Source organism: Streptococcus ruminantium (genome assembly GCF_003609975.1).
GTDB lineage: Bacteria > Bacillota > Bacilli > Lactobacillales > Streptococcaceae > Streptococcus > Streptococcus ruminantium.
Genome location: NZ_AP018400.1, coordinates 988,358 through 1,009,562 on the forward strand (window position 1 = coordinate 988,358; position 21,205 = coordinate 1,009,562).

Below are 21,205 nucleotides of genomic sequence, written 5' to 3' on the forward strand. Positions count from 1 at the left end.
TTGAATGTTATGACATTAAATAAATTAAACTTTCTAAAAGAAAGTATAAGAGAATTATATTCATCAGGATCAATATATCTTGGAGAATTAATCTCATTTCTACCACCAATACTGGTCACCCTATTTATTCTAAATAACCCAGGAACCTCTTTTGGTATAAAGCATGTATCAAATTTTTATGCTATGATGGGGATGCTAATGGCAGTCATCCATGCCAATCGAATTATTAACAGGGATTTTTCTCATAATACAATTAGTCTGTTTTTTAACCGACAACAAAATCGCATTAATTATGTGGCTTCAAATGTTCTATATGCCATTGCAGTTGCTTTAATTTATGCATTAAATGGTCTCCTGTTGCTGCTTATAGTAAGTAAGCTAGGGGTTCCAGGAGAAATAGAAATTCATTTTTTGGCAGCATTTATAGGCAACACGGTTTTATTGGTTCTGTTTTATTTTCTCTTATCTAATATTTTCTATTTGTATAAATTCAGAAGTGGATTCGTTTTTGGGATTTTAGCAGGTTTATTGCTCTTTGTGCCGAATATTTTGAATACAATTCTGAATAATACAAGCTATGATTTTCTTATTAAAATTATAGAAATTTTACCTTTTTATTCGTTGCCAGTTTTTGTAGCGTCAAATATAATGTCTGTAAGCCAGTACGTTGTGGTAATAATAACAACCACTTTACTGTATGGATTGACTCTAAAAAAAAGTATGGGGTATTCATTCTAGCTGGTCTAGTAATGCGGTATTCATTAAAAATTTATAGCAGCAAGTTTTTTTAAGAGCTTGCTGTTTTTTTGTTACAACTATTTTTTTGGAACAAGAGCACCATATTTTCACTCTTATAGTGACGAGAAATCCTCGATCTGAAAAAGAGAGAAGTATTAATGGTTGAGATAAGGAGTCCTCCTTTCATGATTAATAGAATTCATAAAAGGAGGATTAAATGAAATATTATATTCATGTTAGAGGTGAAAAAATCCCTGTAACTGAAATAGTTTATAAAAGCTATTGGCAATTGGTCAATCACGAAAAATATCTGAGTAGAAAGGATAGAAAATTTGGTTTGTTACCATTCTCTTCTTTTGAAGTAGATGGATTACCTTTAGATAATATCCTAATAGATACTTCTATTGATATTGAACGTTTAATAGAAGCCAACATCCTTATTGAACAATTAAACGATGCTCTATTAAGTTTATCTGACAAGGAATTTGAGATAATCAATGATCTATATTTTAGAGACAAAACAATTAGGGAAGTTGCGATTGAACAAGGTATGTCTACGACTAGCCTCTTTCGAATAAGAAATACTATCTTGAATAAATTACGGAAATTTTTCGAAAATTAGCGGAACAGGAGACTGAAATTTTCACTCTTAGAAGTGAGAGATAATTTTAGTCTCTTTTTGCTCTTTGACAACTGAATAAACCGAGGTGGGACTTTCTTATTTGTCGAGCAATTTAGTGAGATACGCCGTGATAGGAGCGAAAATTATTAGCTATAAAATAGAGTGGTTCTCTATCTGCCATGACCACAAATAAGGACAATGATACTTCTGAACGTTCAGGCTGCCAACGTAAAAGGACAGCGGGTGAGATGCCCATGAATGATTTAACCAATCATACCCACGGAGGAAATAATTTTTTTGACAGGAGTGGAGGTATGAAAACAGTAACATATAAAAACTTGATGAATATTGGTTTTCCTGAACATACGGCAAGAAACATCATTAGAGAAGCAAAAAGAATAGCAGTAAAAAAGTTTGAAGAAGCTCGCAAAGTTGACCATAATGCGGTACAATTAAGTAAATCGCCCTTTGACAATAGAAGACTTGGTATTGCTCCTAAAGATATAGTAGAAGAGTTAATCGGAATTTCACTCTCTGAAGACAATTTAGAAAGTGAGAATTAAAGATGGCTACAAAAAATCAAAAAAAGTATAAAGGTGTTTATTGTGATAAGAATGGCAAGATATTTTATCAGGCTGATCTTGGTGTTGATTCAGTAACAGGTAAACGAGTTCAAAAGAAAGCTAGAAAGAATCAGTATGGTAAGCCATTTACTACAATGAAAGAAGCGTATGATGAACTGGTTCGAATTAGGTATGAGTTTAATAATAACCTTAGTATTGAAAATTATAATATAACATTTGAAAGTTATATGAATACCATTTATCTAAGAGCTTATAAGCAAAAGGTACAAGCTGTAACTTATAAAACTGCTTTGCCACATCATAAGTTATTTATTCAGTATTTTGGCTCTAAACCTTTAAAAGGCATAACAGCTAGAGATTGTGAATCTTTTAGATTGCACATCATTGAGCATTATTCTGAAAATTATGCAAAGAATTTATGGTCACGATTTAAGGCTTGTATGGGATATGCTGAGAGATTAGGATATATTTCATCTATGCCATGCAAGGCGTTAGATAACCCTAGAGGCAAGCACCCTGATACTCCATTTTGGACTTATATTGAGTTTCAGAACTTTATTAAACCATTTGATTTACAAGATTACGAAGAGTTACAAAGATTCACAACTATTTGGTTATATTATATGACAGGTGTTCGTGTAAGTGAAGGTTTATCGTTATGGTGGGAAGATGTCGATTTTGAGCATAAATTCTTGAAGGTTCATACAACCTTGGAAAAGGATGAAAATGGAAATTGGTACCGCAAAGACCAAACCAAAACACCAGCTGGAGAATGCCTCATTGAATTAGATGATGTGACAATATCAGTATTGGAAAACTGGCGAAAAAATCAAGTTTCCAATCAAGATACAGATTACATCATTTCACGATTCGGTGAACCGTTTTGTAAATCAACAATCTGTCGAATTATCAAGAGAAAAGCTCAAGAAGTTGGAGTACCGGTGATAACAGGAAAAGGTTTGAGACACAGCCATGCTTCATATCTCATAAATGTTTTGCAGAAGGACATTTTATATGTGGCAAGACGAATGGGACATGCTGATAAGTCTACAACTTTGAATACCTACAGTCACTGGTTTAATGCATTAGATAAAACAGTATCAGAAGAAATAACCCAAAATGTAATTAGTGCAGGACTAGATTCCATTTTATGCCAAAATCCCTGCCAAACTCATAATTAAGGCTAAAAAGCCTATTATACCGCCCACAGAGTAACGTATGTTATTGTTACTCTTAAATAAGAGTCACATCATAATTAGATTGCGGAATCCCTATTTACCAGTCTTTTAAAGCTTAAAGCGATTTGAAGAAACTGATAAATTGATTTGGTTTCCTGCCAAAAATCCTGCCAAAAAATCTTTGGCAGGATTTTTGTTTTATATAGATTTATTACCTATGTTGCTGAGAATGTAACCTAATTGATTATGTATTAAGAAAGGTATTTCATTTTAAAAAATGTTGGAAAAATCAACAATTTTTGATCATTTTTTGCTATAATGTAGAAAACCAACAGGAGACTGAACATGAATAAGCGTGAGAGATTAGATGAAATTACACGTCTGGTGAATAAAAAAGGGACTGTACGAATATCAGAAATTGTCGAATTATTGAATGTGACAGATATGACTGTCCGCAGAGATTTTGTCGAATTGGAAGAACAGGGAGTATTGACCAAGATACACGGGGGAGCTAGAAGCAATAAGGCCTTTCAGTATCGCGAATATTCCCATTCTGAAAAGCATATCCAGAATAAGAGAGCAAAGCAAGATATTGCAGAGAGAGCAGCTCAACTGATTGAAGATGGTGATACCGTATTTCTAGGTCCAGGGACAACGGTTGCTTTCTTAGCAGAAGCTATAAGGAATACACATCTGACAGTCATTACCAACTGTATGCCGGTCTTTACAATTCTTTCTCAAAAGAAAACGGATGATTTTCATGTTTTTCTACTCGGTGGAGAATACAGACAAGTGACGGAATCGTTTGTGGGAGAAATCACAAATACAAGCTTAGAAAAAATGCGATTCAGCAAAATCTTCTTTTCAGGAAATGGGCTCAAAGGAAGAGATGTCATGACATCCACTCTAGCAGAAGCCTATACTCAGGATTTAGCAATCAAACATTCTGTTGAAAAATATTTATTGCTTGATTCCTCAAAAATCGGAAAAGATGATTTTACAGTATTTTGTGATTTGAAGGATGTAACAGCCATCATCACAGATGTAAAAACTGGTGATGAAAACCACCAATTGCTTGAAAACTACATTGAAGTCATTAACGAATCAGACTAGATTGGAATGCCAATATATCAAATGTTGGCTTTTTGTTTTGTTTTTTTAAAAAAATAACATTTTTTGCACAAAACAGTTGACTTTCTGTTTGATTAGCTATATAATTTAAACATAAAAAGTGAAAACGCTTTTAAAAAATGTAAAATCAATTAACTTTCTATTATGTTAGGAGATACGTTATGACAATTATTATCGGTGCTGATCCAGCAGGTGCTCAACTAAAGGAAGTCATTAAGCAGTATTTAGCTGAAAAAACATATGACTTTAAAGATGTCAGTGATGGAAGTGATTTTGTAGACACAACACTTGCTGTCGTTGCAGAAGTCAACAAAAATCAAGAAAATCTGGGAATCGTAATTGATGCTTACGGAGTTGGACCATTTATGACAGCAACAAAGGTAAAAGGTATGATTGCTGCAGAGGTTTCTGATGAACGCTCAGCCTATATGACAAGAGGACATAATAATGCTCGCATAATCACCATCGGGAGTGAGATTGTCGGAGCGGGTATTGCTAAAAATATCGTTAGGGGATTTGTTGAAGGGAAGTATGATGGTGGTCGCCACCAAATTCGTGTCGATATGTTAAATAAAATGTGCTAATAGTTTAGAATAAAGGAGCCTAATGATATGAAAATTGCAATCGGATGCGACCATATTGTCACTTATGAAAAAATAGCTGTTGTAGATTATTTGAAGAATCAAGGGTATGAGGTATTAGATTTTGGAACATATGACAATGTTCGTACCCATTATCCAATCTATGGTAAAAAAGTTGGTGAAGCTGTTGCCAGTGGGCAAGCAGATTTGGGGATCTGTATCTGTGGAACTGGCGTAGGAATCAACAATGCTGTAAATAAAGTTCCGGGTGTACGTTCTGCACTTGTTCGTGATATGACTTCTGCCTTATATGCTAAGGAAGAATTGAATGCGAATGTTATCGGTTTTGGCGGCAAAATTACAGGTCAATTGCTCATGTGCGATATTATAGAAGCTTTTATTAAGGCAGAATACAAACCGACCGAGGAAAACAAACGCTTAATTGAAAAAATTACAGCTGTAGAAACAGCCAATCAGGAGCAAGCTCATCCAGAATTTTTCAATGAGTTTCTTGAAAAATGGAATCGTGGGGAATATCATGATTAGGAGGGGCTTATGATAGTAACGATTACCTTGAATCCGTCTGTTGATATTTCTTATCACCTAGATTCATTTCATTTTGATAGGGTAAATAGAGTAGAAAAAGTCCGAAAAACTGCTGGTGGCAAGGGACTCAATGTGACTCGTGTTCTTCATCAAATTGGCGGAGAGGTAGTAGCAACAGGATTTGTTGGTGGGCAACTAGGAAATTATTTAAAGCAAGATTTAACAATAAAAGGTATCGAACATTCATTCGTTGAGATTGAAGGTGAGACTCGAAATTGTATTGCTATCCTCCACGGTGGTCAGCAGACTGAACTGTTGGAACAAGGGCCAACTATTCACGGGCATGAATCCTTAAATTTCATTCACCACTTGGAAACTTTATTAAAAAATAATGCTGAGCTTGTGGTTATCTCTGGAAGCCTACCTAAAGGATTGCCTGTTCATTTTTACGTAAAGGTGATGGAGATTTGTCAGAGATATAATGTAAAAGTGGTTTTGGATTGTTCAGGTGAATCACTGAAAAAAGTACTGACAAGTGCTAGTAAACCAGTGGTCATTAAGCCTAATATCGAAGAACTTTCTCAACTCATTGGAACAGAGGTAACCAACAATATTGAACAATTGAAAACAGTTTTATCAGAAAAGCTGTTTGAGGGAATTGAATGGATAATTGTTTCCTTAGGAGCACAAGGTGCTTTTGCCAAGCACAATGATACATTTTACCAAGTCAAAATACCTAAAATTCGTGTCGTGAATCCAGTAGGATCAGGAGATTCCACTGTAGCTGGAATTGCAGCGAGTTTAGTACACAACTCATCGGATGTTGAATTATTAAAGAATGCGAATGTTCTGGGGATGCTGAATGCTCAAGAAGAACAAACAGGCTATGTTAATACAAGTAACTCGGAGTCTTTATTGTCTCAAATTACAGTAACGGAGGTTTAATGATGATAGTATCAACTGATAAAAGAAAACGGATGGATAAGGTAAGCGATGAAATGGGCGTTATCTCTGCCTTAGCCTTTGACCAACGTGGCGCTCTTAAAAAGATGATGGCTAAGTACCAAGCTGAGGAGCCAACCACAGAACAAATAGAAGATTTGAAGGCGCTTGTTTCTGAAGAATTGACACACTATTCTTCCTCCATTCTTTTGGATCCTGAGTTTGGACTTCCTGCCTCTCTTGTTCGCGATAAAGAATGCGGATTGCTGTTAGCCTATGAAAAAACAGGGTACGATACAAATTCAACTAGCCGTCTTCCAGATTGTTTGGTAGAATGGTCTGTCAAACGCTTAAAAGAGGAAGGAGCAGATGCCATCAAGTTTTTACTCTACTATGATGTGGATGGAGATTCTTATGTTAACCTCCAGAAACATGCTTACATTGAACGCATTGGTGCGGAGTGTCAAGCTGAGGGGCTTCCTTTTTTCCTAGAAATCTTAAGCTATGATGAAACCATTGCAGATAATGCAAGCCTAGAATTTGCCAAGGTAAAGCCTCATAAGGTAAATGGTGCAATGAAAGTTTTCTCTTCTGAGCGTTTTGGTGTTGATGTCCTGAAAGTGGAAGTTCCTGTCAATATGAATTTTGTAGAAGGCTTTGGAGATGGGGAGGTTGCCTATACGAAAGAAGAGGCTGCCGAATATTTCCGTCAACAAGAAGAAGCAACTCAGCTACCATATATTTATCTCAGCGCAGGAGTATCTGCTAAGCTCTTCCAAGATACACTAGTATTCGCCCATGAATCTGGAGCCAAATTCAACGGTGTCTTGTGTGGACGTGCAACTTGGGCAGGAGTTGTTCCAGTATATATTGAACAAGGAGAAGAGGCAGCACGTGAATGGTTGCGGACAACTGGACGTGAAAACATTGAAGGACTGGATGCTGTTTTGTCCAAAACCGCAACTTCTTGGATGGAAAAATCATCATTTTTCTTTAAGTAAGGGTTTACATTTTCCAAGAATGTGCTATAATGAGTTTAATTAGTAAGAATAAGGTGGATTGTAACTAATTCGATTAGGCAAGACTGCAAATGGATTAGAGAATAGTGCATTCTCGGTTTGTTTGTAGTCTTTTTTGCTTCATAAATGTAGGAGGGAAGTATGTTTAGAATTATACAGCCGCTAAATAATAATGCCGCTCTGGTAAAAAATGAAAGTGGCGAACAGGCAGTTGTGATGGGATTAGGAATAACCTTTCAGAAGAAAAAAGGAGATCTCATTGCCAAAGATAAAATAGAAAATATTTTTTCATTGAAAAATGATGAAGCCAAGGAAAATTTTTTAACCTTGTTAAAAGATATTCCTCTTGATTTTATCTCTATAACTTACGCTGTCATTAGCCACCTAGTATCTACTTATCATTATCCTGTTCAAGAGTACCTATATGTGACATTAACCGATCATATTTACTGTTCTTATCAAGCCCTATTGAAAAATACTTATCAGGAGAGCAGGTTACCAGATATATCATCTGAATATCAACTAGAATATCAGATGGCACGAGAAGCTTTGCAGCTATTTCGTGATAAGTTGTCAGAAGATTTTCCAGATGACGAAATTGGAAGAATTGCCCTACATCTTATCAATGCCAAAGGAGAAACAATCTATCATACAACTGAAGAATACGACATCAGCAAAAAGATAATGACAGAAGTTGAGCGAACCCTTTTTGACAACGGTATAAAGAGAACGAAAGAAAATAGTAACTTTTACGATCGCTTTATGATTCATCTATCTTATTTTTTAAATTACTTAGATCGTCCCGAACAATCAAATGATTCCATCACTACCTTAGAGAGCTATATCAAGCTACATAATCCTAAGGCCTATCAGATAGGGGATCATATTTTTGAGATGATTAGAAATCTGGTGAGAGAGCCAGTTAATGATAGTGAGCGTTTTTATATTGTATTGCATATTCAACGTTTGTTATAAGTTTCGCTCCACATAAATCAAATATAAAAACTTGTTGACTAAAAACACCTACTCCTTGTAGAGAGATTTTTTGAATTTGATGTTTATTGAGTATCACTATAAAAAATAGAGGAGGTCCATATTATGAATAGGGAAGAAATGACGTTACTGGGCTTTGAGATTGTGTCTTACGCAGGAGATGCTAGGTCAAAGCTTATGAATGCTTTGACTGCTGCGCAGGAAGGGGATTTTTCCAAAGCTGAGGCACTCGTTCAAGCAGCAAATACATGTATTGTTGAAGCCCATAATGCCCAAACCAGTCTATTACAAAAAGAAGCAGCGAGGGAAGATTTAGCTTTTAGTGTCACATTGATGCACGGTCAAGATCATCTCATGACAACATTGCTCTTAAAAGATATGATGAGCCACATGATTGAACTATACAGAAGGGGTAATTTATAATGAATACTTTGATCAATGCCTTAGAAAAACAAAAACCGTTATTTGAGAAAATTTCTCGGAATATTTATCTTCGCGCTATTCGTGATGGTTTTATTGCCAGCATGCCTGTCATTCTTTTCTCTAGTATTTTCCTTTTGATTGCTTTTGTTCCAAATATTTTTGGATTTACTTGGAGTAATGAAGTTGTTGCTCTGTTGATGAAGCCTTACAACTACACCATGGGAGTTGTTGCTTTGCTTGTGGCTGGAACAACAGCCAAGTCATTGACAGACTCTGTTAACCGTGGTATGGAAAGCACAAATCAAATCAACTACATGTCCACCATGTTGGCTTCTATTACAGGCTTCTTATTGTTGGCTTCAGACTCGATTGAGGGGGGCTTTGCTAATGGATTCCTAGGTACTAAGGGGCTGTTATCTGCCTTTCTTGCGGCTTTTATTACAGTTACGATTTACAAAATTTGTGTTAAAAACAATGTCACCATCCGTATGCCAGCAGAGGTGCCACCGAACATCTCTCAAGTCTTCAAGGATTTGTTCCCATTCTCTTTCTCAATCTTTGCTCTTTATGGTTTAGATTTACTTGTCCGTAATACCATTGGGACAAGTGTTGCTGAAGCTATCGGTACGCTTCTTGCACCACTCTTTACGGCTGCAGATGGTTATCTAGGTATTACTATTATCTTTGGAGCCTATGCTCTCTTCTGGTTTGTTGGTATCCATGGTCCATCAATTGTTGAGCCAGCGATTGCTGCTATTACTTATGCAAACATTGAAACCAACTTACAATTATTTCAAGCAGGTCAACATGCTGATAAAGTTTTGACTTCAGGGACACAAATGTTTATCGTTACCATGGGTGGTACTGGAGCTACCTTGGTAGTGCCATTCATGTTCATGTGGTTGACAAAATCAAAACGCAATCAGGCGATTGGGCGTGCCTCAGTAGTTCCTACTTTCTTCGGTGTTAACGAACCAATTTTGTTTGGTGCGCCACTCGTTCTGAACCCGATTTTCTTTGTGCCATTTATCTTGACACCAATTGTAAATGTTTGGATCTTCAAATTCTTTGTAGATACCTTGGGCATGAACAGTTTCTCAGTAAACCTTCCTTGGCCTACTCCAGGGCCTTTGGGTATTGTTATGGGAACCCAGTTTGCAGCCCTATCATTTGTTCTTGCAGCCTTGCTTATTGTTGTTGACGTTGCCATCTACTACCCATTCTTGAAAGTGTATGATGATCAAATTTTAGCAGAAGAAATTGCTGGAAAAACCAACGATAGCTTAAAAGAAAAAGTTGCTGCAAACTTTAATACAGCTAAAGCAGACGCTATTCTTGAAAAAGCTGGTGTGACAGAAAAAACATCCGAAACAGAACTCACTGAGCAAACCAATGTCCTCGTCCTTTGTGCGGGTGGGGGTACCAGCGGTCTCCTTGCTAATGCTTTGAACAAGGCTGCAAAAGAGTATGGCGCTCCAGTAACTGCTGCTGCTGGAAGCTACGGTGCTCACCGTGAAATTTTACCACAGTATCAATTGGTTATTCTTGCTCCTCAGGTTGCATCTAACTATGAGGATATCAAGGTCGAAACGGATAAACTTGGTATTAAATTGGCTAAGACTGAAGGCGCTCAATACATTGGTTTGACCCGTGATGGACAGGGATCACTCGAATTTGTTAAACAACAAATGGAAAATTAAATAAAACAAAATGGAAGGTTGGGGGAACTCAATCTTCTATTTTCTTTCAATTGACTAATGTTAGAAGAGGTTTATAATGACAAAAACATTACCAAAAGACTTTATTTTCGGTGGAGCGACAGCTGCTTACCAAGCAGAAGGTGCAACAAAAACAGATGGTAAGGGACCGGTTGCCTGGGATAAATACCTAGAGGAAAATTATTGGTACACAGCAGAGCCAGCAAGCGATTTTTATAACCGTTATCCAGTTGATTTAAAATTAGCAGAAGAGTTTGGTGTCAATGGCATTCGGATTTCAATTGCTTGGTCACGCATTTTTCCAACTGGGTTTGGCGAGGTCAATCCAAAAGGTGTTGCATACTATCACAATCTTTTTGCGGAATGCCATAAACGTGGGGTGGAGCCATTCGTCACACTGCACCATTTTGACACCCCAGAAGCCCTGCATTCAAACGGTGACTTCTTGAACCGTGACAATATTGACCACTTTGTGAATTACGCAGCCTTTTGCTTTGAAGAATTTCCAGAAGTTAATTACTGGACAACTTTCAATGAAATCGGTCCAATTGGTGATGGGCAATACCTTGTCGGAAAATTCCCTCCGGGTATTCAATATGATTTGGCTAAGGTTTTCCAATCTCACCATAACATGATGGTATCACATGCTCGTGCTGTTAAGCTTTATAAAGATAAGGGGTATGCAGGAGAAATCGGTGTGGTGCATGCTCTACCAACTAAATATCCCTATGATCCTGAAAGTTCAGGTGATGTCCGTGCAGCAGAACTAGAAGATATTATCCATAATAAGTTTATTTTAGATGCAACCTACTTGGGGCATTATTCTGAAAAAACTATGGAAGGTGTTCATCATATTTTAGCAATGAACGGTGGTGAGTTAGACCTTCGAGATGAAGATTTTGCAATTTTGGAAGCAGCTAAAGATCTTAATGATTTTTTAGGCATCAATTACTATATGAGTGATTGGATGCGTGCCTTTGATGGAGAAACAGAAATTATTCATAATGGTAAGGGTGAAAAAGGCAGTTCTAAATATCAAATTAAGGGAGTAGGCCGTCGAGAAGCACCTCTAAATATCCCTAAAACAGACTGGGATTGGATTATCTATCCACAAGGTTTGTACGACCAGATCATGCGTGTCAAAACAGACTATCCAAACTATAAAAAAATCTACATCACTGAGAATGGTCTCGGATATAAGGATGAATTTGTAGATGGCACGGTCTATGATGACGGTCGTATTGATTATGTGAAGAAACATCTTGAAATTATTTCTGATGCGATTGCGGATGGTGCGAATGTCAAAGGATACTTCATTTGGTCTCTTATGGATGTTTTCTCGTGGTCTAATGGATATGAGAAGCGTTATGGTCTTTTCTATGTTGATTTTGAAACGCAGGAGCGTTATCCAAAGAAAAGTGCTTACTGGTATAAAAAAGTGTCTGAAAGCCAACTCATTTGTTAAGAGAGGACAGAGCTGGTAAGTTACAAACTCTCAAAGAACTGCTTTCATTTCAAATAAAGTAGTTCTTTTTATTTTCAGACAATTTTTGGTATACTGGATAAGTATTACATAAAGAAAGGTTCTGTTTTGGGGTTACCCTATGGGGATTTGATAGTGTGCCGCTGAATTGTGTCTACATTTCATTTTCACTAAGTAATTGTCCCAGACAGTAGTCAGAGAGTATCTGACTAGAGGTATTAGTCTATTGTCTCAATCAACTGCAAAATATATCAATGTTATTGGAGCTGGTTTAGCCGGTTCTGAAGCTGCTTACCAGATTGCCAAGCGGGGCATTCCTGTGAAATTATACGAAATGCGTGGGAGCAAATCGACTCCCCAGCATAAGACAGATAAGTTTGCGGAGCTGGTTTGTTCCAATTCTTTTCGTGGTGATAGCTTGACCAATGCGGTCGGTCTCCTCAAGGAAGAAATGCGCCGTTTAGATTCGCTGATTATGCGAGCTGGCGAAGCTCACCGTGTGCCCGCTGGTGGTGCTATGGCTATGGACAGGGAAAATTTTTCGCAAGCTGTCACAGATGAAATTTACAATCATCCACTGATTGAGGTAATTCGTGAAGAAATTACGGATATTCCTAAAGAGGCTATTACGGTGATTGCAACAGGTCCATTGACTTCAGATGCTTTGGCGGAAAAAATTCATGCTCTCAATGGTGGTGAAGGCTTTTATTTCTACGACGCAGCAGCTCCGATTGTTGATAGCTCAACTATTAACATGGATTTGGTTTATCTCAAATCTCGCTACGATAAGGGAGAAGCTGCTTATCTCAATGCACCGATGAACAAGGAACAGTTCACCGCCTTTTATGAAGCCTTGATTTCCGCCGAAGAAGCACCACTTAACTCCTTTGAAAAAGAAAAATACTTTGAAGGTTGTATGCCGATTGAAGTTATGGCTAAGCGAGGAATTAAAACCATGCTTTATGGACCAATGAAACCGGTTGGCCTAGAATATCCAGAAGATTATAAGGGGCCGCGTGATGGGGAATATAAAACACCGTATGCTGTTGTCCAGCTCCGTCAGGATAATGCTGCTGGCAGTCTCTACAATATCGTTGGTTTCCAAACTCACCTTAAATGGGGTGAGCAAAAGCGGGTCTTTCAGATGATTCCAGGACTTGAAAATGCAGAATTTGTTCGTTACGGTGTTATGCACCGCAATTCTTATATGGATTCACCAAATTTATTGAATCAGACCTTTGCGACTCGTAAGAACCCAAATCTCTTTTTTGCTGGTCAAATGACCGGAGTAGAGGGCTATGTTGAATCTGCGGCTTCTGGCTTAGTAGCTGGTATCAATGCTGTCCGTCGTTTCCTAGGTGAAGAACCTGTCATCTTCCCCCAAACCACAGCTATTGGGGCCCTGCCTTTCTATATCACCCATACCGAAAGCAAACACTTCCAGCCTATGAATGTTAATTTTGGCATTATCAAGGAGTTAGATGGACCTCGTATTCGTGATAAGAAAGAGCGCTATGAGGCAATAGCAGAGCGTTCCCTCAAGGACTTAGAAGAATTTTTGACTTACTGATATTGGTTGAAACCTTTTCCTGTCAGATGAGAACTTCACACACTTGTCTAATAATTGACATCTAAGTTTGCGGTTTTATTCATGTTTTGACAATGATACCAAGGCAATGGATAACTAGTTTTAAAGAAAAAATATACTGATTTAAGGACACCTTCGGGTGTCTTTTATTATGGCTTCGAGCCAGTTTTTCCCGTAGAGAAAAACAAGAAAACCACCAGCTATGCCGGTGGCTGACAAGGCTTTGAGTTTCCATTTCTTTTTCCTGATATAATCTAATTGTTCAGGTTAGATAAGGAGGAAAAAGAAATGGCTAAAACCAGTTACAGTTTATCACATACTAAATGGATGTGCAAATATCATATAGTTTTCATACCTAAGTATAGTAGAAAATCTATCTACTACAAAATAAGACAAGACTTGATTGATATTTTCCGTCATCTATGCAAATATAAAGTATAAGTATGGAAATCGAAAGTTTTGGGCAAGGGGTTACTACGTCAGTACAGTCGGATTAAATGAAAAAACTGTTGCGAAGTACATTCGCAAACAGGAGAAAGACGACATTACACTTGATAAATTGAGTGTGAAAGAATATGAAGATCCGTTTTCGGATGGCGGATTCAGAACACGATAAAAGCCCGTTGTTACGGGCATTAGTCAAGTAATAAAAGCACTAACCTGAACGAAGTTCAGCGAACGCCTTTAGGCGTCACTGGAGGAAAACGGCTTATAGCCGGTGTACAAGCCACCCGTTTTCACGGGTGGTTATGACTCTGCCAGTTTTGATCAACTTTTGCTCGGTTATGAAAAAAAGGCCAACCCTTTCTTTGATCCTAGCTATATTCGGAAAATTTATACCCTGACTGGTATTATAAAACCGACAGTCTTTTACAAGGGACGACTGGTAGCTACTTGGCGATGAGATAGGGGAAGGATTGTATTGGATATTTTTGAAGATCTGACCAATCAGGAGAAGAAAGAGATTGAATCCTACCGCCATATCTATGAAGAGGAGCTATGTGACTAGAGAATTTTGTTCGTAAAATCCGAAAATTACGAACGAATAACTAAATTTTCTGAATATTCCGCAAAAACTATGATATAATACTTAGAATAACACCGAGAAAAGGATTGTATATGAATAAGTCTTATTTTTACCTAGATGTAAAGTCACATGACTTAACCGTCCCTTTTACAGGAAGAAAACGCCGTGTGCGAGTATTGTTACCCAAAGGATATGAAGAGGATAAGGAAATGAGTTATCCAGTTGTTTATTTCCATGATGGACAAAATGTCCTCTATAGCAAGGAAGCTTTTTCAGGGCATTCTTGGAAGATTATTCCAGCAATTAAGAGAAATCCTGATATTACTAAAATGATTGTTGTTGCGATTGATAATGATGGTGCAGAGAGGATGCATGAGTACGCAGCATGGAAATTTAGTGAGATGGGGATTCCTGGTATTCAATTTGGTGGCAAAGGAACCTTATATGCAGAGTTTATCATGGATGTCGTGAAGCCATTCATTGACCGATACTATCGTACTAAGTCAGACAAGGAACATACGGCCATGATTGGTTCATCTCTCGGAGGCAATATTACCCAATTTATGGGATTAGCGTATCAAGATAAGATTGGCTGTCTGGGTGTTTTCTCATCCGCAAACTGGCTTCACCAAGCTGCATTTGATCGCTATATTGAGCGGAAACAACTTGATCCAGACCAACGTATCTACATCTATGTCGGTACAGAAGAAGCAGATGATACAGATAAGACCCTAATGGCTGGAAATATCAAACAGGCCTATATCAATTCATCTCTGACCTACTATCGTCAATTGGTAGCAGGTGGTGCTAAACTGGATCATTTAAAATTGGAAGTTATTTCTGGAGCTGTTCATAATGAAGAAGCTTGGGCAGCTTATTTGCCAGAATGTTTGCGTTTTTTAAGTGAAAAATGGTAGAAAGAAGGTAACAAGCTATGCATGTAGAATTTTTAAGCCACTGGTCAGGAAATCTTGGTCGTGAGATGCATGTCAATCGTTATGGTCATGCAGGAATTCCAGTTGTTGTTTTTGCTTCATCAGGTGGTTCCTACGATGAATATGCTGATTTTGGTATGATTGAAGCCTGTCGCGGCTCGATAGAAGCAGGGCATGTGCAATTTTTCACACTTACTAGCTATGATAAAGAAAGCTGGCTAGCTGATTGGAAATCTATTCATGATAAGGCTCAGGCACACCGTGCCTATGAACACTATGTAATTGAAGAGGCTATTCCTTTCATTAAACACAAAAGCGGTTGGTTTGATGGGATGATGGCAACTGGTTGTTCCATGGGAGCCTATCACGCGCTTAATTTTTTCCTTCAGCATCCAGATGTTTTCAATAAGGTGATTGCGCTATCGGGAATCTATGATGTACGGTATTTTAATCATAATCAGGACTATGGTCACGACGATGTTGTCTACCAAAATTCTCCGATAGACTATATTTGGAATCAAAATGATGGTTGGTTTATTGATCATTATCGCCGGGCGGATATTATTGTCTGCACTGGTTTGGGAGATTGGGAGCGAGATGGCTTAGAATCATTTTATCATCTTAAACGTGCTTTTGAAGAGAAGAATATTCCAGCTTGGTTTGATACATGGGGAACAGACGTAGCCCATGATTGGGCTTGGTGGAGAAAGCAAATGCCTTTCTTTCTTCACACACTAGGTTTGTAAGAAAGGAGACTCATTATGAATTATCTTGTCATTTCCCCTTTTTATCCAGAAAATTTTCAGCCCTTTACGATCGAGCTATCTAAGAAGGAAGGAGTTACGGTTCTCGGTATTGGTCAAGAGCCGTACGACCAACTTTCTGAGGAGCTCCGCAATGCCCTAACAGAATATTTTCGTGTTGAAAATCTTGAAAATTTAGATGAAGTGAAACGAGCTGCTGCCTTTTTGATATATAAACATGGTCCAATTGATCGTGTTGAATCACACAATGAATATTGGCTAGAATTGGATGCCAGTCTTCGCGAACAGTTTCATATCTTTGGCGCCAAACCTAATCATCTTAAAAAGACAAAACTCAAATCTGAGATGAAGAAATACTTCACAAAAGCTGGAGTACCAGTTGTACCGGGAATGGTTATCAAGACCGAAAAAGATATTGAGAAAGCTGTGAAAAAAATCGGCTTTCCAATGATTGCTAAACCTGATAATGGCGTAGGGGCATCAGGGACTTTCAAATTAACTCAAAAAGCTGATTTGGAAACTTTTAGGGCTACTTGGGATGGCCAGACAATCTATTTCTTCGAGAAATTTGTCAATTCAAGTATGATTACGACCTATGATGGTTTGGTTGATAGCAAAGGAAATATCGTTTTTGAAACAAGTCTAACCTATGTTCATACACCTTTTGAATTGTTGCAAAGTAAAAAAGATAACGCTTATTATATCGAAAAGGAATTGGATCCAAGGTTGGTAGCCTATGGTAGGGCCATTATGAAGACTTTCGGAATGAAAGAACGCTTTTTTCACATTGAGTTTTTTAAAGATGATAATGACTACATTGCAATTGAGTATAACAATCGTATAGCTGGTGGTTTCACAGTAGAAGCATATAATTATGCTCATTCGATTGATCTTTTCCGTGATTATGCCAATGTAGTGACTGGGGGTGCCGTTGAAGAACGTCATTTTGCACCGCAATATTGTCTGGTGGTAACCCGTCGCGATACAACCAATTATGTCCACCCAGTTGATGAGCTTCGTAATCGCTACACCGATAAACTAAAAGCAATAAAACGTATGCCAGATGCTTTTGCAGGATTGCAAGGCAATGATGCCTATTTACTTGTAACAGATAGCAAAGAAGTACTTGACGATATGATTGCCTTCATTGGTGAAGTAAAATAAGATACCCAAAGACACTTGGCAGTGTCTTTTTTGCTTCCCTTACAAAGCTGTAAGTTTGTGAATTAGAATTGTAAGAATAGGAGTTTCTAAAAAGTTTATAATAAAATCAAACATTAAGGAAAGAGAGGAATGAACTATGTTATTCAAATTTTTACGAGTAAAACAAGAGCAAAAGCAAGACTTTACTGAGAAGGAAAAAGTAGCAATGATGAAACAGATTGAGTTTCTAAAAGATATTTCTCAAGATTTGCAAACCATTCGATTTATGGCATACTAAATGGAGGGAATATGAAAAAGAAGATACTAGGCCTGATCGCTATAAGCAGTTTTATCTTTACTGCTTGCTCCTCATCCTCGGCTGGAATTAGTTTTAATGAGACATACCAAATCTTCCATTACAAGGGCAAAAACTATGCTATTACCAAACAAAGAGTAAAGGGAGATTCTATTCGGACAGCAGAAACCAGATTTATGGAGTGGCCTGTTGTCAAAGAGAAAGGAAGAGTAAAAGAAACAGTTTCCCTTAATAACCTCTACGTGACAAGTAGTGACCAGTGGGTAATCGGTATTCAGGGACACTATTATAAAGTGGAACTTGCGAGTAGAGTTGCCGAGTCAGATCGTATTGATTACCAAAAAGTGCTAGATGAAGTTGATAGTCAAAATTATTTAAAAGATTAGAGCGATAGAATCGTTATGGTATCTATAGCAGAAATTGTAGTTCTGACCACTATTGCTTATCAGGAAAAAAGAAGTAAGAAAAAATAAAAGAAAGGAATTGAATACGGCTAGCAAATCTAGAATTGAGATAAACAAGTTGTGTATAAACACGCTTTGCCAATGTTTCAAAATGTTGCTAGGTTGTTGTTCGAAAGAGTATAAGTAAGTATGTTATTAGAAATCAATCATTTAGAAAAAATCTACCGCACACGTTTTTCAAAAGAGGAGACACGTGCCCTTCAAGATGTGGATTTTAAGGTAGAAGAAGGCGAGTTTATCGCCATTATGGGTGAAAGTGGATCAGGTAAAACGACCTTGCTCAATATTTTGGCGACTTTGGACAAGCCAACTAGGGGGTCGGTCATCTTGAACAATCAGGACATTACGAAAATCAAAGAGGGGAAGTTAGCAGATTTTCGCTTGCGCAATCTAGGTTTTGTATTCCAAGATTTTAATCTTTTGGACACTCTATCCGTTCAAGACAATATCTTTCTACCTTTGGTGTTGGCGCGTGAGAGTCACAAAGAAATGGACAAACGATTGGTGGCACTAGCTCCAAAACTTCGTATTCAAGATTTGTTAAAAAAACGTCCTTTTGAGCTATCGGGTGGGCAAAAGCAGCGCGTGGCTATTGCACGAAGCCTGATTACCCAGCCGCAGATCGTCCTAGCTGATGAGCCAACTGCTGCCTTAGATTACCGCAATTCAGAAGACTTACTCAGTCTCTTTGAACAGATCAATGAAGGTGGGCAGACTATCCTTATGGTCACTCACTCAGCCAATGCTGCCAGTCATGCCAAGCGAGTTCTATTTATCAAAGATGGGCGCATTTTCCATCAGCTCTATAAGGCGGGTAAGAACAATCAAGATTTTTCAAGGGAAATCTCACTCAATATGTCTGCCCTGCTAGGAGGTGAGTAGATGTTTTATTTCAAACTTGCTCAGCAAAATATCCGCAAATCCATTAGTGTATTTGCTCCCTTTGTTCTAGCTAGTTTAGTCCTATATACCATCATTTGTTCTATGTTTCTACTCATGTTGAGTCCTGTCATGGAATCCATGAAAACTGGTGGTATTGCCCTCGGACTTGGTTTAGTCGTTTTGACTATTTTCTCACTGATTATGGAAATTTATAGTTTTAATTTCCTTATGAAGCAACGAGCCAGAGAATTTGGTCTTTACAATATGTTGGGAATGAATAAGAAAAAAGTTTCATTGATTGCTAGCCTAGAGCTCATCATGATCTTCTTAATCATTGTTCTGATTGGATCTATCTTTAGTAGTATCTTTTCCAATGTTCTTTATTTGATCTTTGTTAATTTGCTAAAATATACTGATTTACATTTTAGTATTGCTCCGCTAGCCTTTGTCATGACTGCTCTTCTTTTTGCGGGTATTTTCCTCTTCTTAGAATTACTTGCTATTCGGAATATCAGCAAGACCAGCCCTCTCATTCTCTTTAGAGCTAGTGAGAAAGGAGAGAAGGAGCCTAGGGGAAATATTCTTTTGGCAGTTTTGGGAGTCTTAGCTCTGGGAATAGGGTATTATCTCTCATTATCTTCTAAAGTACAGGGTGTTGGGGTTATCTATCGCTTCTTTATAGCTGCGCTTTGTGTCATTGCCGGTACCTATCTTTTCTACATTAGTTTTATAGCTTGGTATTTAAAAGCACGCAGAAAAAATAAAGGTTATTTTTACACCCCAGAACATTTCGTGACGACTTCACAGATGATTTTTCGTATGAAGCAACATGCGACAGGTCTTGCTAATATCACTCTTTTAGCGGTGATGGCTTTTGTAACCATTGCTACAACGAGTTCACTCTATGCCGGTACTTCAGGTATTGTAAACACTCTTTATCCAAAGGAATCCTCTATTTCCCTCCGTACTTCGGATCGCCAAACAGGTAAGCAAACCTTGCAGGATGTGGTACTTAGCCATTTTCCAGGAGAAAGAGTAGAGGATCATCTGACCTATTTGACCTATGGTGCTGCTATCCAATATGATAGCGGGGAAAAACTTGTCATCAATTCTGAAACTGTATCCAGTCCTGATTTTACAAAGATGTTTTATGTTTGCTTTATAACACAAGATGACTTTAGAGGATTGGGAAATAAGTTGCCAACATTGGCAGCCAATCAAGTCGCCTTTTTCCAACCAGGTAAAAAATATCCTTTAAAAACACTATCCATAGGTGATAAAACTCTTGAAAATGTGATTAGTCTGGATAAGGCGACCTTTCCAGATAGTGTCAATACTATCAATCGTGCAGTCATTATAGTGAGTGATGATAAGGCTCTATTAAATATTCGTGATTATTATGAAGCGAATCACCCTAAAGGGTATCCCACAAGCTTGAACTATCGGGTTTTCATGGATTTGACCCAAGAACAGGTAGAGAGTATCGGTGAAATGATAGGAAATATGTTCATACTTTCTGATTCAACTGGTGAAAGAATCGGTACGATCATCCAGAAAGCAGATTTTCAAAACACAATGTTAGGCTTTACCGGGGGCTTCCTTTTTACAGGTTTCTTGTTAGGGATTAGTTTCCTTCTTGGTGCGGCTTTGATTATTTACTACAAGCAGTATTCTGAAGGATACGAAGATAAAAAATCCTATAAGATCTTGCAGGAAGTGGGCATGAGTCAGCAATCTGTCAAGAAAACCATCAATTCGCAAATACTGTTGGTCTTCTTTATGCCACTGGCTATGGCTACTCTACATTTCCTCGTTTCACTGGTTATGCTCAGACAAATGTTACTGATGTTTGGAGGAACCTCCTCCACCGTAATCTACACTGCCAGTGGGGTCACTCTAATCTTTATTGCTTTCATCTACTTTATCATTTATAAATGGACCAGTAGAACGTATTACCGGATTATTGAGCGGTAGGAGTAGAGCCGAGAAGTGATTAGTGATTGTACTAGACTGGAAGTTTGGGTTGAAAATAATTGACACATAGTAGTCAAATCAACCATTGTTTCTTAGGTTGTTGATCACTATAAGGAAGTAAGACTGGGATCACCTCCAGTCTTTTTATACTAGA

Annotated in this window: 22 protein-coding genes and 1 pseudogene; all 23 read left to right on the forward strand. The window is 37.8% G+C overall.

The genetic code is table 11. The annotated features are described in order from the left end of the window. Positions 1-9: 9 nt before the first annotated feature. Entirely contained in the window at positions 10-738 is a 729-nt protein-coding gene (locus tag SR187_RS04790) for a hypothetical protein (protein ID WP_120171681.1), read from the forward strand. A 217-nt stretch (positions 739-955) separates the two neighbouring features. After that, positions 956-1,360 (forward strand): sigma-70 RNA polymerase sigma factor region 4 domain-containing protein, encoded by a 405-nt coding sequence (locus SR187_RS04795; RefSeq protein ID WP_120171682.1) that lies wholly within the window; start codon positions 956-958, stop codon positions 1,358-1,360. A gap of 314 nt (positions 1,361-1,674) precedes the next feature. Then, positions 1,675-1,923 (forward strand): DUF3173 family protein, encoded by a 249-nt coding sequence (locus SR187_RS04800; protein WP_000860228.1) that lies wholly within the window; start codon positions 1,675-1,677, stop codon positions 1,921-1,923. A 2-nt stretch (positions 1,924-1,925) separates the two neighbouring features. Beyond that, positions 1,926-3,125 (forward strand): tyrosine-type recombinase/integrase, encoded by a 1,200-nt coding sequence (locus SR187_RS04805; protein ID WP_120171683.1) that lies wholly within the window; start codon positions 1,926-1,928, stop codon positions 3,123-3,125. Positions 3,126-3,467: 342 nt separating this feature from the next. Beyond that, positions 3,468-4,235 (forward strand): DeoR/GlpR family DNA-binding transcription regulator, encoded by a 768-nt coding sequence (locus SR187_RS04810; protein WP_024532819.1) that lies wholly within the window; start codon positions 3,468-3,470, stop codon positions 4,233-4,235. A gap of 179 nt (positions 4,236-4,414) precedes the next feature. After that, a complete protein-coding gene (gene lacA, locus SR187_RS04815; RefSeq protein WP_120171684.1) occupies positions 4,415-4,837 on the forward strand; it encodes a galactose-6-phosphate isomerase subunit LacA in 423 nt (140 codons plus the stop codon). Positions 4,838-4,864: 27 nt separating this feature from the next. Then, positions 4,865-5,380: a galactose-6-phosphate isomerase subunit LacB gene (gene lacB / locus SR187_RS04820; protein ID WP_120171685.1), complete on the forward strand. Its 516-nt coding sequence runs from the start codon at positions 4,865-4,867 to the stop codon at positions 5,378-5,380. Positions 5,381-5,389: 9 nt separating this feature from the next. Further along, a complete protein-coding gene (locus SR187_RS04825) occupies positions 5,390-6,325 on the forward strand; it encodes a tagatose-6-phosphate kinase (RefSeq protein WP_120171686.1) in 936 nt (311 codons plus the stop codon). Between the two features lie 2 nt (positions 6,326-6,327). Further along, positions 6,328-7,323, forward strand: a complete 996-nt coding sequence (gene lacD, locus SR187_RS04830) for a tagatose-bisphosphate aldolase (protein ID WP_120172475.1) — start codon at positions 6,328-6,330, stop codon at positions 7,321-7,323. Positions 7,324-7,482: 159 nt separating this feature from the next. Continuing rightward, complete coding sequence (locus tag SR187_RS04835) at positions 7,483-8,316, forward strand: PRD domain-containing protein (RefSeq protein WP_120171687.1); 834 nt, start codon at positions 7,483-7,485, stop codon at positions 8,314-8,316. Between the two features lie 123 nt (positions 8,317-8,439). Further along, entirely contained in the window at positions 8,440-8,757 is a 318-nt protein-coding gene (locus tag SR187_RS04840; protein WP_024532825.1) for a PTS lactose/cellobiose transporter subunit IIA, read from the forward strand. Next, the gene (locus SR187_RS04845; RefSeq protein WP_120171688.1) at positions 8,757-10,457 is read left to right on the forward strand and encodes a lactose-specific PTS transporter subunit EIIC; all 1,701 of its coding nucleotides are present in this window, start codon (positions 8,757-8,759) and stop codon (positions 10,455-10,457) included. The genes SR187_RS04840 and SR187_RS04845 overlap by 1 nt, the downstream gene beginning before the upstream one ends. 76 nt (positions 10,458-10,533) lie before the next feature. Then, complete coding sequence (lacG, locus tag SR187_RS04850) at positions 10,534-11,940, forward strand: 6-phospho-beta-galactosidase (RefSeq protein WP_120171689.1); 1,407 nt, start codon at positions 10,534-10,536, stop codon at positions 11,938-11,940. A 244-nt stretch (positions 11,941-12,184) separates the two neighbouring features. After that, on the forward strand, positions 12,185-13,528 hold the full coding sequence (gene trmFO / locus SR187_RS04855) for a methylenetetrahydrofolate--tRNA-(uracil(54)-C(5))-methyltransferase (FADH(2)-oxidizing) TrmFO (RefSeq protein ID WP_120171690.1): 1,344 nt from the start codon (positions 12,185-12,187) through the stop codon (positions 13,526-13,528). A gap of 306 nt (positions 13,529-13,834) precedes the next feature. Further along, a pseudogene (locus tag SR187_RS04860) lies at positions 13,835-14,162 on the forward strand (transposase). Positions 14,163-14,264: 102 nt separating this feature from the next. Further along, positions 14,265-14,450, forward strand: a complete 186-nt coding sequence (locus SR187_RS10085) for a DNA glycosylase AlkZ-like family protein (protein WP_227984874.1) — start codon at positions 14,265-14,267, stop codon at positions 14,448-14,450. Positions 14,451-14,665: 215 nt separating this feature from the next. Beyond that, positions 14,666-15,490: an alpha/beta hydrolase gene (locus SR187_RS04870; RefSeq protein ID WP_024532754.1), complete on the forward strand. Its 825-nt coding sequence runs from the start codon at positions 14,666-14,668 to the stop codon at positions 15,488-15,490. 17 nt (positions 15,491-15,507) lie between these two features. Beyond that, positions 15,508-16,254, forward strand: coding sequence for an esterase family protein (locus tag SR187_RS04875; RefSeq protein ID WP_120171691.1), 747 nt, complete (start codon positions 15,508-15,510; stop codon positions 16,252-16,254). A 15-nt stretch (positions 16,255-16,269) separates the two neighbouring features. Further along, positions 16,270-17,436, forward strand: a complete 1,167-nt coding sequence (locus SR187_RS04880; protein WP_120171692.1) for an ATP-grasp domain-containing protein — start codon at positions 16,270-16,272, stop codon at positions 17,434-17,436. Between the two features lie 136 nt (positions 17,437-17,572). After that, positions 17,573-17,713, forward strand: a complete 141-nt coding sequence (locus SR187_RS09945; protein ID WP_165437884.1) for a hypothetical protein — start codon at positions 17,573-17,575, stop codon at positions 17,711-17,713. Between the two features lie 11 nt (positions 17,714-17,724). Next, positions 17,725-18,117 (forward strand): NisI/SpaI family lantibiotic immunity lipoprotein, encoded by a 393-nt coding sequence (locus tag SR187_RS04885; protein ID WP_120171693.1) that lies wholly within the window; start codon positions 17,725-17,727, stop codon positions 18,115-18,117. A gap of 207 nt (positions 18,118-18,324) precedes the next feature. Next, positions 18,325-19,077, forward strand: coding sequence for an ABC transporter ATP-binding protein (locus SR187_RS04890; protein ID WP_024532751.1), 753 nt, complete (start codon positions 18,325-18,327; stop codon positions 19,075-19,077). Further along, positions 19,078-21,051, forward strand: coding sequence for an ABC transporter permease (locus tag SR187_RS04895; RefSeq protein ID WP_120171694.1), 1,974 nt, complete (start codon positions 19,078-19,080; stop codon positions 21,049-21,051). Positions 21,052-21,205 lie beyond the last annotated feature (154 nt).